14 protein-coding genes and 1 pseudogene are annotated in these 16,617 nt (G+C 68.5%); 14 read left to right on the top strand and 1 reads right to left on the bottom strand.

What is annotated here, in order from left to right; all coding sequences use genetic code 11:
• Positions 1–45 precede the first annotated feature (45 nt).
• The 7 genes and pseudogenes from MJ797_RS18135 to MJ797_RS18110 all read left to right on the top strand — a co-directional run bounded on the left by MJ797_RS18135 (position 46) and on the right by MJ797_RS18110 (position 9,317).
• Positions 46–3,168, top strand: a complete 3,123-nt coding sequence (locus tag MJ797_RS18135) for a lantibiotic dehydratase (RefSeq protein ID WP_239336579.1) — start codon at positions 46–48, stop codon at positions 3,166–3,168.
• A complete protein-coding gene (locus MJ797_RS18130) occupies positions 3,165–4,463 on the top strand; it encodes a lanthionine synthetase C family protein (protein ID WP_239336576.1) in 1,299 nt (432 codons plus the stop codon). Before MJ797_RS18135 ends, MJ797_RS18130 begins: the two co-directional genes overlap by 4 nt.
• On the top strand, positions 4,460–5,290 hold the full coding sequence (locus MJ797_RS18125; protein WP_239336573.1) for a thiopeptide-type bacteriocin biosynthesis protein: 831 nt from the start codon (positions 4,460–4,462) through the stop codon (positions 5,288–5,290). Before MJ797_RS18130 ends, MJ797_RS18125 begins: the two co-directional genes overlap by 4 nt.
• Positions 5,291–5,295: 5 nt before the next feature.
• Positions 5,296–6,498 carry a methyltransferase, FxLD system gene (fxlM, locus tag MJ797_RS18120; protein WP_239336570.1) on the top strand — a complete coding sequence of 401 codons (1,203 nt, stop codon included), beginning with the start codon at positions 5,296–5,298 and terminating at the stop codon, positions 6,496–6,498.
• The gene (locus tag MJ797_RS18115) at positions 6,495–7,655 is read left to right on the top strand and encodes a hypothetical protein (RefSeq protein WP_239336567.1); all 1,161 of its coding nucleotides are present in this window, start codon (positions 6,495–6,497) and stop codon (positions 7,653–7,655) included. Before fxlM ends, MJ797_RS18115 begins: the two co-directional genes overlap by 4 nt.
• Positions 7,656–8,105: 450 nt before the next feature.
• Positions 8,106–8,282: pseudogene (locus MJ797_RS27560) on the top strand (helix-turn-helix domain-containing protein); the annotation flags it as partial.
• 327 nt (positions 8,283–8,609) lie between these two features.
• Positions 8,610–9,317 (top strand): hypothetical protein, encoded by a 708-nt coding sequence (locus tag MJ797_RS18110; protein WP_239336563.1) that lies wholly within the window; start codon positions 8,610–8,612, stop codon positions 9,315–9,317.
• On the opposite strand, the gene MJ797_RS18105 is transcribed toward MJ797_RS18110, so the two are convergent.
• Positions 9,318–10,130 carry a bifunctional 2-polyprenyl-6-hydroxyphenol methylase/3-demethylubiquinol 3-O-methyltransferase UbiG gene (locus tag MJ797_RS18105; protein WP_239336560.1) on the bottom strand — a complete coding sequence of 271 codons (813 nt, stop codon included), beginning with the start codon at positions 10,128–10,130 and terminating at the stop codon, positions 9,318–9,320.
• A 707-nt stretch (positions 10,131–10,837) separates the two neighbouring features.
• On the opposite strand from MJ797_RS18105, the gene MJ797_RS18100 reads away from it, so the two are divergent.
• The 7 genes from MJ797_RS18100 to MJ797_RS18070 all read left to right on the top strand — a co-directional run bounded on the left by MJ797_RS18100 (position 10,838) and on the right by MJ797_RS18070 (position 16,514).
• Positions 10,838–11,509 carry an ATP-binding protein gene (locus MJ797_RS18100; RefSeq protein ID WP_239336557.1) on the top strand — a complete coding sequence of 224 codons (672 nt, stop codon included), beginning with the start codon at positions 10,838–10,840 and terminating at the stop codon, positions 11,507–11,509.
• Between the two features lie 227 nt (positions 11,510–11,736).
• Positions 11,737–12,462, top strand: coding sequence for a phytanoyl-CoA dioxygenase family protein (locus MJ797_RS18095; protein WP_239336554.1), 726 nt, complete (start codon positions 11,737–11,739; stop codon positions 12,460–12,462).
• A gap of 525 nt (positions 12,463–12,987) precedes the next feature.
• Positions 12,988–13,581 carry a hypothetical protein gene (locus tag MJ797_RS18090; protein ID WP_239336551.1) on the top strand — a complete coding sequence of 198 codons (594 nt, stop codon included), beginning with the start codon at positions 12,988–12,990 and terminating at the stop codon, positions 13,579–13,581.
• A gap of 314 nt (positions 13,582–13,895) precedes the next feature.
• Positions 13,896–14,534 carry a hypothetical protein gene (locus MJ797_RS18085; RefSeq protein ID WP_239336548.1) on the top strand — a complete coding sequence of 213 codons (639 nt, stop codon included), beginning with the start codon at positions 13,896–13,898 and terminating at the stop codon, positions 14,532–14,534.
• 4 nt (positions 14,535–14,538) lie between these two features.
• The gene (locus MJ797_RS18080) at positions 14,539–15,228 is read left to right on the top strand and encodes an SAF domain-containing protein (RefSeq protein ID WP_239336543.1); all 690 of its coding nucleotides are present in this window, start codon (positions 14,539–14,541) and stop codon (positions 15,226–15,228) included.
• The gene (locus MJ797_RS18075; RefSeq protein ID WP_239336542.1) at positions 15,225–16,268 is read left to right on the top strand and encodes a hypothetical protein; all 1,044 of its coding nucleotides are present in this window, start codon (positions 15,225–15,227) and stop codon (positions 16,266–16,268) included. Before MJ797_RS18080 ends, MJ797_RS18075 begins: the two co-directional genes overlap by 4 nt.
• Complete coding sequence (locus MJ797_RS18070; RefSeq protein ID WP_239336541.1) at positions 16,269–16,514, top strand: hypothetical protein; 246 nt, start codon at positions 16,269–16,271, stop codon at positions 16,512–16,514.
• The last annotated feature ends 103 nt before the right edge of the window (positions 16,515–16,617 follow it).

Below are 16,617 nucleotides of genomic sequence, written 5' to 3'. Positions count from 1 at the left end.
GACGCGGCGCTTTTCCGCGCTGCCGCCATGTCGGACGAGCCTGCGATGGCTGTAGCTGCAGGTTCGTGGCCGGGCGCGAACTGCGACGATGTGGACCGCTGGTGTGCATGGCTGGCCGGGGTCTGGGCACCGCAGGCCGTCGCGGGCGCCGTCGCGATCGCGAGTCCGACACTCGCGGCACGGGTGCAGGACGTGTGCCAAGGCCGTCGGCCGTCGGCACGGCAGGTTCGCCGGCTGGGGTTGGCGGTGGCCCGCTACCTGGTGCGGATGAGCCGGCGGGCGACGCCTTTCGGGTTGTTCGCCGGTGTGGCCTCGGTGCGTTTCGGCGCCGAGCCGGGGCTGCTGTGGACTGGTGATGATCGTCCCTACCCGCGGGCGGACTCGGTGTGGCTGGCTGCGGTCGTCGCCTGGCTAGAGTCCATGAGCCGGGTGCGCGCGTCGTTGACCGTGGTCGCCAACGACCTGGCCGTGGTGCGCGGCGAGCGGCTTGTGGTGCCATGGCGTCCGCATGCACACCCGCCGACGGACGCCTTCCTTCCCGCCGAAGTGTCGGTCCGTCATAGCCGAGCTGTTCAGGTTGCCGTGGCGTCCGCAGCGGCACCCGCAGCCTTTGTCAATCTTGTCGATTTGGTGTCGACCACGCTCGGCCTTGCTCGGCCGGGCGTCGAGGACATGGTTGCCCAGCTGTTGGTGTGCGGGGTGCTCGTGAGTAGCCTGCGACCGCCTGCAACGTGCACGGACAGCCTTGCCCACCTTCTCGATGCGCTGGAGGGCATCGGGGAGTCGTGTCTACCGGCCGCCTCCAACCAGCACGACGACAGCCCCGGTGATCCCTTGATACACCTCGTGGGTAATCTTCGGGAGATCCAGACGGAGTTGAGAGCAGCGCGCGACACGGACAGCTCGTCCATCTGGCCACGTCTGGCCGCTGTCGGTGAGCGGATGCAGGCGGTGTGCGCGGTGGTCGAGCAGCCGCTGGCGGTCGACCTGCGGCTGGGCTGCGAGGTGGTGCTACCGGACATCGTGACGGCGGAGGCCGCCACGGCTGCCGAAGCATTGCGACGGCTGACCCCGTATCCGGCTGGTCATCCGTCTTGGCAGGACTATCATCGCAGGTTCCTGGACAAGTTCGGCGTGTCGGCGTTGGTCCGGGTCGGTCAGCTGGTTGACCCGGTGGTCGGGCTGGGCTATCCGACGCATTTTGACCTTGTGGAGCCGGTGTCCGCCGGCGGCCTGTCGCCCCGGGACGAGTGGCTGCTGCAGCTCGTGCAGCGCGCGGCGCTCAACGGCCAGGAGGAAGTCATCCTAGACGATGCCGCCCTCGACGTTTTGTCCGCACAGACGGCTGGATCCTGGCCGGAGCCACATGCGGAGATGTGCGTCGAGGTGCTGGCATCGTCGGCGGCAGCCCTTTCAAAGGGCGCGTTCACCCTGGTGGTCACAGGTGTCAGCCGTACCGGGGCGGCGATGAGCGGCCGATTCCTGGACCTGCTCCCCGATGCTGACCGGCACAGGATGGTCGGGATCTTCCGTCGGTTACCGCCGATGGTGCAGGGCGCGGTGGCGGCCCAGCTGTCGTTCCCGCCGGCGCATGCCCGGCTGGAGAACGTCACCCGCACACCGCAGGTCCTGGCGGACTGGGTCTCCCTCGCTGAGCACCGCGACGGCCAGCCCGGCGGGCTGCGGTGGACGGATCTGGCGGTCACGGCGGATGACGAACGGCTCTACCTGGTTTCCCTGTCCCGGCGCGTCGTCATCGAGCCACTGTTGACGCATGCAGCCGCCCGGCAGACCTTCCCGCCGCTTGCGCGGCTGCTGCATGAGCTGCCCCGCGTCGGCGCCGGCGCTGTAACCCCGTTCTCGTGGGGCGTGGCAGGCTGTCTGCCGTTCCTGCCGAGGGTTCGTCATGGCCGCACGGTTCTGGCGTCGGCCCGATGGCGTATCGATCCGTCCGATCTTCCGGGCCGGCGGGCGACAGACCAGGAGTGGGCCGACGCGCTTGCGCGGCTACGGGAGCGGTCAGGACTGCCTCGTTGGGTGAGTGCCGGTCGGGCGGACGTACGGCTACGGCTGGACCTTGACGAGCGGATGGATCGCGATCTGCTGCGTGCCGAACTCGACCGTGAAGGCGCCGGTGTGACCCTGTCCGAGGCGCCAGGCCCGGCTGACTATGGCTGGGCCGACGGCCGGGCCCACGAGATCGTTGTCCCGGTCGCGGCCACTGTCGCCCCGCGTCCCGCGCCGGCCGTCGTGACGATGCCCGGTCCGGGGGGTGTGGTCGACGTGGCATCCGGGATCCTGCCGGGGTCGATGGTGCTGTTCGCGAAGCTCTACTGCCATCCGGACGTCGTCGACACGATCCTCACGCGCCATCTGTCCGCGCTGCTCAACGTGTGGGAGAGCCCACCGCGATGGTGGTTCATCCGGTACCGCGACCCCGCCCCGCACCTACGCCTCCGGCTCCACCTTGTACCGGACGTCTGCGGTTCCACCGACGGTGGCTACGGGCGAGCGGCAGCCCGGGTCGGCGCGTGGGCGGAGCAGCTGCGGGCACAGCGTCTCATCGGTGATCTCCTGCTTGATACCTACCACCCTGAGACGGCCCGCTACGGCGACGGCGAGGCACTCGCCGCGGCCGAGCATCTGTTCGCCGTTGACTCGGCTGCCGCTGTCACCCAGCTGGCCGCCCAGGCCGCGAACCGGGCGCTGCATCCTGCGGCGCTGACGGCCGTGAGCATGGTCGACCTGACGTGCGCGTGGATCGGCGGCAGGCAGGCAGGGATGCGGTGGCTGCTGGATAACCTGCGGGCATCTGGAGCACCGGCCCAACGGCCGGTCCTACGCCAGGCCATCGCGCTGTCCCGCATGTGCGATGGCCGGTCCGCTCCCGACGACGCTATCGGGCAGCTCCCGGCGGCGGTATGGGCTGCCTGGCGCGCGCGGCGCCGGGTGGCCGAGCGGTACGCGGCCCAGCTCGCCGTATCCCCGGGTCTGCCGGCAAGCGACGAGGTGCTGGGGTCGCTGCTGCATCTGCACCACGTCCGCGTCCACGGCATCGACGCGTCGGCGGAACGCACCTGCCACCGGCTCGCCCGCGCGGTCGCGCTCGCCTGCCACAACGCCGACCAGCGGACCTATCCTGACCTGGCACGAGCGGAAGGCCAATGACCGCAGTCATGGAAAGCCGGGCCCGCGCGGCCACCGTCGCGGCGCGGCTGGCTGAGACGCTTACCGTGCCGCCACCGCCCGAGCCAGGCAGTGACCGAAGCCCGAGCAGCCCACGCTGGCAGGGGCAGTCGCTAGCCCAGGGCGCGGCCGGCATCGCGGTTCTCCATGGCGCCCACGCTGGCGACTGGGCCACCGTCGCCGCCTGGCTGACGGCCGCCACCACGGAGGACCTGTCCGCTGGGCCGGGTGCCGGCCTGTGGTTCGGCGCCCCGGCGCTCGCGTTCGCGCTGACGACGGCAGCCCCACCCGGCCGCTACCTCGGCGCGGCTCAGCGGCTGCACGCCGCCGTCGAAAAGCTGGCCGAGGACCGGCTCGCGGCGGCCCACGCACGGATCGACGCGAGACAGCGACCGGAACGCGCCGAGTTCGACCTGGTCCGAGGCTTGACTGGCCTCGGCGTCTACCTGGCCACCCGCGACGCCAGCAGCGAGCAGCTTCGCCAGATCCTGGCCTACCTTGTCCGGCTCACCGAACCGTTACCCGCCACCGACACAGCCGGGCTGGCTGCGCCTGGCTGGTGGACCGTCGACGTTCCCGCCACAGCGCCGCCTGGGCCGTTCGCCGACGGCCATACCGACCTGGGCATGGCCCACGGCATCGCCGGTGTACTGGCGCTGCTGGCACTCACATTCCGCCGCGGGGTCGTCGTCCCTGGCCACGCCAACGCCCTCGACCGGATTTGCCGCTGGCTGGACGCCTGGCGCCAAGACGGCCCGGCCGGGCCCTGGTGGCCCGAACGGATCACCGCCGGTGAGCTGCTGGCCGGCCGCCCGGCCCAGACAAGCCCGGGCCGCGTCTCCTGGTGTTACGGTACTCCCGGTCTGGCCCGCGCCCAGCAGCTCGCCGCGCTCGCGCTGGCTGACACCGCCCGTCAACAGCGCGCCGAAGTCGCTCTCGCTGCCTGCCTTATCGACCCTGCCCAGCTTGGCCGGTTCGCCGACCCGGCACTCTGCCACGGCTGGGCAGGCCTGGTCGCCACCGTCCGCTGCGCAGCCACGGACGCCCGCTTCTACCCGCTCGGCAACCACCTGCCCGGCTTGGTCGACCGGCTCCTCGACAGCCTCGACACAGCGCAGGGCACCGGATGGCAGCTACCCGGCCTCATCGAGGGCACGGCCGGGATCGCCGCGGTCCTGCATACCGTCGCGACCGGCACCGCCGCCGCCTGGGAGGCGGCTCTCCTGCTCGACCTCCCACCGACGCAGCCAACACAGGACCCGGGAGCCCACGGGTGAGCACTCCCGACACCGAGGCCGCCTGGTGCGGGGTGACCGTGTGGTGCCATGACTGGCGGTCCGCCGAACACCTGGGGGTCACCCAGCTGGCGCCACTGCTCACCGCGGCTGAACAGACAAACGGGATCAGTCTGTGGTGGTTCACCAGAAAGTCCGGCTCCTGGCGGATCCGCTGGCGGCCTGGCCCAGGCCAGATCAGACAAACCCCGACAGCGCTCGGCGAACGAACTCTTGGTGACCTGCTCGCCGACGGCGCGATCTGTCGTTGGGCGCCGGCCGTCTACGAGCCCGAGACCCACGCCTTCGGTGGACCTGCCGGCATGGACGTCGCGCACCTGCTCTTCCACACCGACAGCCGCAACGTTCTCGTCCACCTCGGCCAGGCCCGCCCCGACCACCGCCGCGAGGTGGGACTCGTGCTGGCCGCGGCACTGCTGAACGCCGCCGGCCAGGACTACTACGAGCAGGGCGACATCTGGACCCGCGTCGCCGGCCATCGCCGCACCTGCCAGGTCCGCCCACGGCAGCCCGCTGTGGCACCCGCCACCCGGGCCGGCGTGCACCGGCTCCTCACCGCCCGCACAGTCCGGCCACTCGAAGCGCTGCCCGCGTGGCCAGCGGCGTTCCGGCACGCCGGGCGGTCACTCGCGGACCTCGCCGACCAGGGCCAGCTCACTCGCGGCATCCGCGCGGTCCTGGCGCATCACGTCCTGTTCGCCTGGAACCGCCTCGGCATCCCCGCCGCCGACCAGGCCCAGATGGCTGCCACCGCTGCCCACATCGTCTTCGACGACAGCGACCCAATCCCGACCCTCGACGAACGGTGACCATGATGACGACCTGCACCCCCGAGCAGCTTCGCGACGCGCTGGTCGCTGACATCCGCCGCTGGGGCACGTTCCGTACAGACCAGGTTGAAGCTGCGTTCCGCGCGGTGCCGCGGCACCTGTTCCTGCCGGGCGTTGACCTAGAAACCGCGTACGCCGACCAGGTCGTTGTCACCCGCCGCGCGCCCGACGGCACCGCGCTGTCCTCGGCTTCGCTGCCCGACCTCGTCGCCGCCATGCTCGAACAGGGCGACGTTCATACCGGCCACCGCGTTCTGGAGATCGGCACCGCCACCGGCATCAACGCCGCGCTCCTCGCCGAGCTCGCCGGCTCGACTGGCCACGTGACCACCATCGAGATCGATGAGGATCTTGCCGTCAGCGCCCGCGGCGCGCTGGCGGCGGCTGGCTACGACCAGGTCGAGGTGATCCACGGGGACGGCGCGGCCGGTTACCCAGACGGGGCCGGCTACGACCGAATCATGATCACGGCGGGGGCGTGGGACATCGCCGTGGCCTGGTGGGACCAGCTCGCCCCCGCCGGCCGGATCGTCGTACCTCTACGCCTGCACGGAAGCGGCCTGACCCGCTCGCTCGCGCTCGACGCAGTCGAGCCGGGCCAGCTGGTCAGCCGCTCGGCGCTCGTCTGCGGCTTCGTCCCGCTGCGCGGCACCGGCGCCCACACCGGCCGCACGCTGACCCTCGCCGACGGCGCCGCCCTGCGGCTCGACGACCACGACCCCGCCGACGAGCCGGCGCTCCGCGCTGCGCTCGACAGCCCGCCGCACGGGCTGTGGACCGGTCTGACGATCCACGACCACGAACCGACCGCTCATCTCGACCTGTGGCTCATCACTGCCAACACCCAGTTCGCACGCCTCGCCATCGACGCCGCTGCCCAGCAGAACGGCCAGCTCACCCCGGCACGGCGCTGGGCCGGGGCCACCATCCACGACGGCTCCACGATCGCTTACATCACCCTGCGCCCCCTTGCCCCCGACATCGACGAACTCGGCGTCACCGCCCACGGCCCCCACGCGGCGGCCTTTGCCGCGCAGCTCACCGAGCTGCTGCATCACTGGCACAAGGAACGCCCGACCGAGCCCGTCATCACTGCCCACCCCGCGGACACCCCCGACGACCAGCTCCCCGCCGGATACCACATCGACCGGCCGAACAGCCGACTCACGATCCGCTGGCAGTCGTGAGAACGGCGAGCGCCATGGCTGCCTTCACCTCCACGGCCGCGGCCACCGCGGCGTTCGACCTCGTCGCTGCCCGGTTTCCCCTCGTTCCCCGCAACCGACCACACTGTCCACCCCTCGACACCCGGATCACCCACGTTGCCACCTTTGCCCGTCAGGCCGCCTGCGGCGGCGGCGACGCGCTGCTGCACGCAGCCGAGGCCCACAACCTCGGCGCGCTGATCGTCAGCGACTGCGGCCTGCCCGACCTCGCCCGGCGTCTCTGCTGGCACCAGATCGACACCCTCCCGCTCCGCCGCCCGCTCGACGCAGCGACGGCGAAACTCGCCCTCCAACCATTGATCAACCTGGCTCGGCTGCGGCTACGCACCGGAGACGGCTTCGCCGCCTACCAGATACTCACCACGCTCTACGGCGCAGTCACGGCAAGAACCACCGCCACCATCGACGGTCGGACGCTCGCGTTCGACGACCTCGTCACCGCCGCCGACCACCCCGAGGCGGTCCGCTGGCTGTGGACCGTCCTGCTTGCCGATGGCACCCGCGCCCTGACCCGAACCGGCCACTGGACCAAGGTCCTCGACCACCTCCAGCGCTACAAGGGCATCGGACAGCGCCTCCTCGACGGCCGCCAGGCCGCGATCCTCGCCCACCACGCCCGCAAAGACCATCACGCCGCCGAACAGATGCTCGCCACCACAACCACCACCCAGCCCTGGGAAAAATCCGTCGCTACCTGTTTCGGCCTTCTCCAAAGGCGCATCACGGGGGGCAAGACCCCTGACGATGACAGAAACACAATGGACGATTTCCTCCCGTCGAACGACCCCGCTTACTTGGCTTTCCACATCCAGCTCGGCCTGTGCCTCCTTGACGTCGCGGACGCCCCCCAGCGACTGCGACCTGTCCTCGACAGGATCATTGATGGCGCCCTGCACAGCGGAGACGCCTATGCTGCCCGCGACCTCCTCATCCACCCAGCCGCTCGCAGCTATCTCAGTGGCGATCAACTGGCGCTCCTAGCTGAAAGACAGCAGCAGTCCGGGCTCGACAGCGGCCACATTCCCGACGCGCTACACAGGCGGCTCCTAGACGCCCTCGAACTCGCTACTTCCGGTTTCGCCAGTACATCGGTCCACAGCGGCGGCAGGCCGGCGTGATGGCGGATAAACCGTCGGCGGTCATGGAGATGTACAGTGGCCGACGCGGCCCGCAGGTGCGGGTCATGGCTCCAGCGCAGGCCCGCGGCGCGTCGTTTCTCGGGGATCGAGCCGCGGTCGCCGCAGCCTTGGACCAAGCAGCTCTGCCTGTCGAGGGCTGCAACGACGGACTGCGTGGGGCAATGCCTGCCGCCGTACGCAGGGTTACCTGGAGGTGCAACGGGCGGCCTGTTATGGACGGTTAGCGCTGGGCGAGGCTACGGCCGGCCTGGATCTTGTGCCCGGTCCTCGTACCGTGTCCACGCCCGTCCCATGAGCCGCGGCGACGTCGCGGCGCGGATCGCCCCAAGATGCGACACGCGAATCGGTAACCGAGACCGGTTTCCACCCTGCGCGTCGCGGACGATATATTGCTCCTGGTGAACAAGCCCTTGCTGAAATGGGTGGGCCATGGACCAGGATCTGCCGCTTGGCAAGCGAATTGCCGCGTTCCGCAAACTCCGTGGATGGACGCAGGCGGGACTCGCTCAACGGTTGAACCGTTCGACGAGTTGGGTGACCAAAATTGAGCGTGGCGAGCGTCGCGTGGACTCCATGAGTGTTCTGCTCGAGCTTGCGCGCGCTCTTTCCGTACCGGTGTACCAGCTTACGGGACACGGAGGCCAGCATCATAAGCCGGACGCCGCAGACCACGGAGCCCTGCGCCTGCGAATGGTTCTCGACCGCAGCGCAAGCCTCCGTCCGTCCGGAGAACCTCCACGGTCGGCCTCATTCCTCGCGGCGGAGGCCGCATCCCTTCGGCTTCTCTACAATGTCTCCGATCGAAGGTTCTCCGCATCGATCCCTCTGCTCGCCGATCTCATCGAGGAGGCTCGGGCCGCGTCCAGGTACCACGACGAGGCCGAGCGGCGGGTCGCTCAAACCGCTCTTGCCAATCTTTATCGACTGGCCTCCTTGGATCTGCGGCGGAGAGGAGATTATGGACGTGCGCGACTGGCGATCGACCGTGCCCTGCTGACCGCCGAAGATGTGGGCCACGAATTTCTCATTGCGTCGGTGAACGCTACCCTGACCGTCCAGCTCATGATGCAAGGGGACTCGGAGGATGGTGTAGCGCTCGCATCCGATACCATCGACATGCTTCGCCGATACCGTGGAGCTGCAGATGATCCGATCTCCTACTCGGTCATCAACGGCGCGCTGAACCTTTACGCGGCTCAGGCTGCGGCACGTGCCGGCGACGCGGCAGAGGCGGCGGCGTTGTTGAAGGTTGCAGCGGGCACTGCGGCGGAGTCCGGAGTTGATCGGGAGAGGTACTGCCTCATTTTCGGACCCACCAACATGTCGATACAGAAGATCGGCATGTACGTCGACTCGCGGCGACCGCATGACGCCACACGAGAAGCTGCCCGGGTGAACGCCGATCAGGCGGGCAGCGTGAGTCGTGGATGCTACCACCATCTTCATCTCGCCAGAGCGTACGGAATGCTGGGCAACGACGACGCGGTGCTCGATGCGTTGATGGCGGCCCGCAGCATCGCCCCGGGATTCGTCCGGCATGACCCACTTGCCAGAGATCAGGTGCGGGATCTTATCCGTCACAGGCGCTCACCGGACGAGCGGCTGCGCAGCCTGGCGAAATATATGGCCGTGCTCGACTGATCAAGGCTTTCGGGCCCGTAGCGACAGGAAGAGGGGGAGTTCCGCGCCAGTGCCCTCCGGCAGGACGTACTCACGATCGCCGCGCTTACACAGAAATGGCCACGGCCGGTCAAGCCAGTTGAACTCGTGGAAGAACTCAATAATCAGGCCGGCTTGCGCGACCGCCGTGACGAGTTCTCCGACGCTGTGTGTCCACAAGTACTTGACGGTAGTATTAACTTGCGCGTTTGGATCGGCATAACTACCCTCTACCCGATAGGCGATCGGCTCACTTCGCGGCCAGTACGAGCGGCTCACTCTTAACTCTGACGATGTATCGTCAAGGGCCTTTGCGATCGGGTGAATATCCGTCAGATACACAAACCCACCTGGCTTCAGGTAGTCCGCGACGATGTGCGCCCACCTGGCCAGGTCCGGCAGCCAGCCCAGAACACCCCGAGACGTGTAGACGATATCCCACGTGCCGGCCAGCGCTTCCGGCAGCTTCATCACGTCGGAACACACAAAAGTCGCATCGACGCCGAGTTCCTTCGCGAGAGAATTTGCGATCTTCACCGCTCTCGGGGAGAAGTCGACCCCGGTGACCTTCGCGCCCCGTCTCGCCCAGGCGACCGAGTCGGTTCCGATCTGACACTGAAGATGCAGCATCGTGAGTCCATTGACATCGCCGACTTCCTGCACCTCGTAAGGGCGCAGCTTGTCCGCGCCTCTGCGCACGGAGTCGAGGTCATACCAGTCACCCTTTGCATGCACATCAGCCCACTCGTCCCAGAGATCCCGGTTCGATGCGAGGCAAACATCAACATCAGGCATGCAACAGCCTCCCCGTGCCCATCGTTTCCTACAGGAAGATTACGCGGCTTGACCGGGGCTCCGCTCGCCTGGCATCACGAGCGAAGCGATTCCTCATCACTTTAAGATCATATTCTGTTACGTCAAGTAAGCAAAATCTGGACGCATTCATTGATCTTCGATACATCCCAACCGCTGGCGTCCATCGGATAGTACAGCCCCTCCATCAGATGCCCCGCGCTACCACAAACAGTGTCACCCACCCGGACGTCTGGACGTCATTCTCGTACCTGGCAGCCGTCGGATCGACGTTGTCCGTGTGGGGGCAGTCATCTCGATTTCCCCCACGAGGCCAGTGGGGAGAAGAAGATGCGTACTCATTGTTTTTCGCTCGCCACGCTTTATTTCATGGATCGCGAACTGGACGTGTCGTGAGGATCCGTGCGGGCTCGATCAGGCCCATTTGCTGCGGCATCTCGCCTCTCGAGCTGGGAGGTGGGCCCGCTGAACGGCTCATCCCGTGACCGTCGCGGCTCCTCGGTCGAAGAGATGATGCCAGCCGCAACGGGGGACTATTTCCCGTCTGAGTTCAGGCAGCTGCTCGCTATGGCCAGCCGGACGATTGACACACACATCAATGATGGTCACGGTGGCTGTGTCGCCTGCTGCCACCGGCCCTGGCCCTGCGCGGACGCGGTCCTCGCTGAACACAACCTCGCGGTTCTGTGATGGTCACTGTACGAGTCGCGGTGGAGCGCTTCCCGGCCGGTCCCGCATCTGTACCCGCCGCCCGCAAGGCGGCGGTGCGGGTGCTTCGAGGGTGGGCGGTTGACGATGCGACCGTGGAGACCGCTGAGTTGATCGTCTCCGAGCTGGTCACGAATGCTGAGAAGGCGAGTTCCGCCGACGATGTCATCGCGGTGCGCCTCACCGCCGCCGACGGCCGTCTGACCCTCGAGGTCTGGGATAGCAGCGACAGTTCACCGGTCCAGCGGGGCCAGGATATCGATGCCGAAAGCGGACGTGGGTTGTTCCTGGTCGAGGCCCTCAGCATGCGGCGCGGCTGGTATTGGCCGAGGAGCGGCGGCAAGGTGGTGTGGGCACAATTACGGGCAGAAATACAGCCGGCGCAACCGCTGAAGTCCGTGGGAACCATTCCCGGTCCGGCGGAGGCGCTGGACAGGCGGACGGCGGGTCGTGTGCCGGACGCCCCGTTCTCGATCGCTTTCGTGGACCATCCTGCGTTATTGCAACGAGTGGTGGATGGCCTGCGTGCGCTCGATGGCTGGCACCGACCTGCTCGCAGGCTCATCCCGTCTGGTGAGGCTCGGTCCGGTGCCGGCGAAACCGCATCTCGAAGGTCGATGGCGGGCCGAGCACGAGCCTCACCCCCCGCCTGACTCCGAGGGAGACATCGGCGTATGCGGGGATAGGGCGGGTGGTCTTGTAGCCGGCTGCGGTGAGCGGAAAGGAGATCGAGGGCAATGAACGGCCTCGGTGCCGGGAAGGCAGAGTGGTGTTTCACGATGTCCTTCCACCGATCGGAACGGCGTCGAGGGGTCCGTACGTTTACGGTCACCGCGGAACGCCGCCCCGCACCCGTCGGCGTCGCGGAAGCGATTTCCTCGTGGTGACCCGCCTCACCGCTGTCATGACGGACGGCCCATGCGAGCCGGACGGGGTCACTGGTCTGCGGTGGGCGGCAGTGGGAAACGCCGCCGCGCTCGGCCAGGCGGCTGCCGCCTTCTGCCGCCGCCACGGCTGTGACGTCCTGCCCGACGTCCACCGAGGGCATAGCTGGGCGCGGGCCTGCGTGACGGCGCCCGCTCTGCTGCGGGCGGTCACGGCGATGATCGGACCGAATGTTGCGGTCGAGAGCAGCCTGCTGGTCGTCAAGCGGCCTGAGTGTCCGTACGTGGTCCCGGCGCATCAAGACGGCATCAATGACCGGATCGTTCTTGACCCGGCCCGGTCTGTCGCGGTGTGGCTGGCGCTCAGCGACGTCGGCGAGACCGCCGGTTGCCTGCAGGTCGCGGCAGGTTCACACCGGGCCGGTTACAAGCCGTACCGGCGTGAGACGACAGGTTGCGACCTGCATCTCGCGGTGAGGGACCCCGCGCGCTTTGTGTTCACCAAGTTGCCTGTCACGGCCGGGGCTGCGATCGCTCTCGACGTCCGGACCGTCCACCGCTCCGCCACGAACCGTGGCCCTGTCCCTCGGATCGCCTTGAACATCCGCTATGTCGCCCCTGGCGCGGTGCACCTCCGCCGTCGCGAACCGCTACCGGTACTCGATGTTATCTGTGGTAACAGTTGGTCGTCTCCGCCTCCCCCGCGACAGGGCCGTGCATGACGGTTGCCGGGCTGGCCATCCCTGCCACGATTGATGCTCTTCGGTTTTTGTTGGCTTCGAGCGCGATATGACCGAAGCAATAGAACAACAGATGAACAATTTTCCTGCGGTGACCGATGTGGCCGGCACGCCAGGACCGACGCTTTTGCACAGGTAGCCCGGTTACTGTCCGCGCTTGGCCTGCGCATCCGGTGGCCCATGGGGCGAGCAGCGATCAACGCTGCGACGACGGCCCCGGCCTGACTGCCGACCACGTCTCCCACCTCGGAATCGGCATCATGTCCAGGTCGCCGGGACGGCGAAAATGCGATCTTCGGCGACGGGAGTCGTGTAGCCCACACGTCCGAAAACTGCCGCTCTTGGAGGACCTCATTAAATACGGAGAGTAAGTAATCCTCGTCCCCCTACAGTCGGTCCGCTGGGCGCTTCAGTCTTATTTGTGAATTTTATCACACTTGATATCGCCCCGGTCGCGGCGCTAATGCTTCTTTGTCCGAAACGGGCCGAGACGACGGGTCGATCCCGATGAGCGACGGGTCAGCAGGAGGCGCAGGCCGCCGGTTCGCGGCCATCGCGGCCATCGCGGCATGCGAGGCGCTCGTGCTCGCGGGTTGCGGCGGCCGAGCGGCTGTGCCGTCTCAGCCCAGGACGGCAACGAGCGCTGCAACCTTCGCAACGGCGCCGAGCACCACCGCGTTGTTGTCTCCGGCTCAGACCGCGGAACGAGACGCGCTGACGGCGTATCACGGCATGTGGGAAGACTGGATCGCCATGGCTGCGACCGGTGACTATCAGAATCCTCGGCTCGCCCGGCACGCGAGCGGTGAGGCTCTTTCCTTGATATACAGGTCCGTCTATGCGAATAAGCGTGACGGTCTCGTTGCCCGTGGGAGACCGACGTTCTCTGGAATGGTATCCGCCGCGAAGCCAGCGGACATTCCTGATCGCATCACTGTCAAAGACTGTTCTGATGGCAGCGACTGGTTGAATTACACACTCGATGGCAAACTGAAAGACACCGATCCCGGTGGCCGACATTTCGTCCAGGCTCTCGTCGTGAAGAATTCGGGCGTCTGGAAGGTCGATATCCTTGTCATTCAGGCGGTCGGCACATGCTGAGAACAGCCGGCCGCGTCGCTATACTTGGCTCTGCGGCTCTGATCGTCTTTACTCTCGCTGGGACGGCAGAAGCCAGCGAGGTCTATGGTAATGCTGTCTGCTCACAGCAAACTATAAGCTGTGACGTCTGGGCCGGAGCGGACATAACCGGTCGGGCTCATGCCCAGGAGGCACCTCCTCTTCGCGCGGCAGCACCGGGAAGAAGTTCCAACACCTGCACCCTGCCCGGCAACACAAAGGTAGTCCCGTGTGTTGATCCGGAATACGGCTGGCTGGGGAGCGACGGCTGTTACTATAGACCGGCTCAGGATTTCGTGCCGACACCTGCCGTGCAGGCCACGGAGGCCACGCCGGGAGTTGCCGGATCGTGGTATGACCAGAACTGTCTGGGTATCAGCGGCACCGGTGGCGCCGTGGTGTGGCGGCCGGATACGGGAATGGCGGTGGTGCCGCCGTCGCCGCAGATACTGGCCCAGCGGGCGGTGAACCGGCTGAGGCTGCCGGAGCCTCGCATCGGCGTTTCTCCGTCCGCGGATGTGGTGCAGACGGTGGGTGTTCCGGTGTGGCTGTGGATCGATCCGGCATTCTGGGCCCCGGTGACGGCAACCGCGGCGGTCCCTGCCGTGGCGGTGACCGCGACCGCGCTCCCTGAGTCGGTGATGTGGGATTTTGGGTCGGCTGGCCGGGTGGTCTGCCAGGGGCCGGGGACGGCGTTCCGGGCCGGGGTGGACGATCCGGTAAAGCCGTCATCGGACTGCGGGATCACCTTCACCCGGTCATCGGCGGGTGAGCCGGACGGCCGGTTCCGGGTGATGGTGACGGTGTCCTGGTCGGTCGCCTGGGCCGGGGCCGGGCAGGCCGGGGTGTTCCCCGGCCTCACCTCCGAGCTGGTGACCGCGATGGCGGTGGGTGAGGCGCAGGCGCTGGTCGTCCCGTCGGTGGGGTGGGGGTGAGGCGGTGAGCCTGGGGACGGCTACGGGCCGGTCGGGTGAACGGACGCCGTTTCGGGTGGAGGGCCAGCGCCGTCGGCGGGTGGGCCGTCGGGCCGTCGCGGGGGTGCTGCTCGTCGTCGTGAGCGTCGCCGCGTTCGTGCTGGTCTCCGCTTCCCGCAGTGACCGCCGGCAGGTGCTCCTCGTCGTGCGGGATGTTCCTGTCGGCCGGGCCTTGACAGCCGGGGATCTGCGGGCGGTGTCGGTCGCCGCGGACGCCGGGGTGGACCTGGTGGCGGCGGACGGTGCGGACAGGGTGGTGGGCCGGGCTGCGGCGGTGCCGCTGACCGCGGGCAGCCTGCTCGCTGCTGGACAGGTCGGGCAGGCCAGGATGCCGCCCGCAGGCCAGTCCGTCGTCGGTGCCGCGGTGCGCGCCGGTCAGTATCCGGCGGAGCTGGCCCGCGGCGATCACATTCTGATCGTTCTCACCCAAACGGGCACCACAAGCACCACCACCGTCACCGGGACCGCGGCCGATCAGAGCGAGGCGGTTGGGCGGGCGGTGGAGGGCCTGCTGGTCGGGGTGGCCCCGGCCGAGCAGGGGATCACTGGTGCGGTGGTGTCCCTGCAGGTCGCCGACGCGGACGCACAGGACGTGGCGCGGGCAGCGGCGGCCGGGCGGATCGCGCTGATCCTACGGGCGGCAGGCAGCCGGTGAGTGGCGGGCTACTGGCGGTGGCCAGCATCAAAGGCTCTCCGGGGGTGACCACCGCCGCATTGGCGTTCGCCGCCGCCTGGCCGTCAGACCGGTCCGGCGGGCCGCCGGTGGTGCTGCTGGAGGCCGACCCGGCCGGCGGCAATGTCGGCGGCTGGTACCGGTTGAGTGAACATCCCGGGTTGCTGTCGTGGGCGGCGGCAGCCCGGACCGGGCCGGCGCCGCTGGCCGATCATACCCAGACCCTGCCGGGCGGGCTGGCCGTGGTGCCCGCGCCCATCGGACCCCTGCAAGCCCGCGGCGCGCTGGACGTGCTGGCGCAGACCGGGGGTCTGCTCGCCGCGGCCGGCAGTGGGCTGGTGGTGGCCGACTGCGGCCGGCTGGACCCAGGCTCCCCCTCCCTGTTCGTCACCGCCTCCGCCGGTGTGCTGGTGGTACTCGTCCGCCCAGACGAGTATGAGCTGGCGCGGCTGGCCAGCCGCGCCGGTGAGCTGACCGGCGAGGGGAAGCGGAACGTGGTGGTCGTGCTCGCCGGGCCGTCGAGCTGGCCTGTGGGCCAGGTCGAGGAGGCGCTGGGCCTGCCGGTCGTCGGGGCGCTCCCGCACGATCCTCACGGCGCCGTGACCGTGGCAGGTGGGAAGGCGCGCGGCGGCCCGGGCCGCACCGTGCTGGCCCGCGCCGCCGCCGAGGTCGCCTGCATGCTCGCCGGCCGGCTCGCCCGTGCACGCCCGGTCCGGACCGGGCTGCCTCTCCCGCTGGCGGGATCCACACCGGCCGGACCGTTGTCGATGTCCGCAGCGGGCGCGGCAGTGGTGTGGCCAACCGAGCGGGGACCGGCCAGGCCGGCAGCACCGGCTGCGACACCACCGGATGGGCGGGTCAGGCCGCATTGGCTGCCAGCCGAACAGGAAAGAGATGCGGCGCTGCCCGGGTCGGGTGGCTGGGTGCCGGCGATCGAGCCGGGCCCGTCAATCCTGGCGTCGCTGTTCCCCGTGGATACGGCTGATCCGGCGTGGTTGTCGGGGTCGGAAGGCGAGCGGTAGATGGTGATGCCGGGTGTGAACGGCCGGCCGGCGCTCGGACCGGCGACGGTGGACGAGTTGACCGCGGCGATACGGGGACAGGTCGCCACCGCCCTGTCTGCGGACGCACATGTCCGGGAACAGCGGGGTGGGCCGCCGATGACCCCGGAGGATCGGCGGGCGTTGGCGCAGGAGCTGATAGGGGTGGCACTGCGTGGTTATGCGCGGGAGCTGCTGGCCGCGGGCCGGCCGTTGGGGCTCGCGTAAAAATTACTCCCGGCTGTTCGGGCGTGTCGCGTCCTGGTCCGGCAAGGCCTTGATCGTGTAGTTCCAGTTGCCGTGGAAGTCGTGTCGTGCCAGGTAGCGGGCC

The organism is Protofrankia sp. CiP3, assembly GCF_917627345.1.
Classification (GTDB): Bacteria; Actinomycetota; Actinomycetes; order Frankiales; family Frankiaceae; genus Protofrankia.
This window is presented reverse-complemented; position numbering and strand designations above follow the sequence as displayed.

Excerpts from the sequence above, each read along its gene's own strand:
- MJ797_RS18135 (WP_239336579.1), top strand. The coding sequence starts at position 46 with ATGGCTGTAGCTGCAGGTTCGTGGCCGGGCGCGAACTGCGACGATGTG.
- MJ797_RS18130 (WP_239336576.1), top strand. The coding sequence starts at position 3,165 with ATGACCGCAGTCATGGAAAGCCGGGCCCGCGCGGCCACCGTCGCGGCG.
- MJ797_RS18070 (WP_239336541.1), top strand. The coding sequence starts at position 16,269 with ATGGTGATGCCGGGTGTGAACGGCCGGCCGGCGCTCGGACCGGCGACG.
- fxlM (WP_239336570.1), top strand. The coding sequence starts at position 5,296 with ATGACGACCTGCACCCCCGAGCAGCTTCGCGACGCGCTGGTCGCTGAC.
- MJ797_RS18090 (WP_239336551.1), top strand. The coding sequence starts at position 12,988 with ATGAGCGACGGGTCAGCAGGAGGCGCAGGCCGCCGGTTCGCGGCCATC.
- MJ797_RS18100 (WP_239336557.1), top strand. The coding sequence starts at position 10,838 with ATGGTCACTGTACGAGTCGCGGTGGAGCGCTTCCCGGCCGGTCCCGCA.
- MJ797_RS18105 (WP_239336560.1), bottom strand. The coding sequence starts at position 10,130 with ATGCCTGATGTTGATGTTTGCCTCGCATCGAACCGGGATCTCTGGGAC.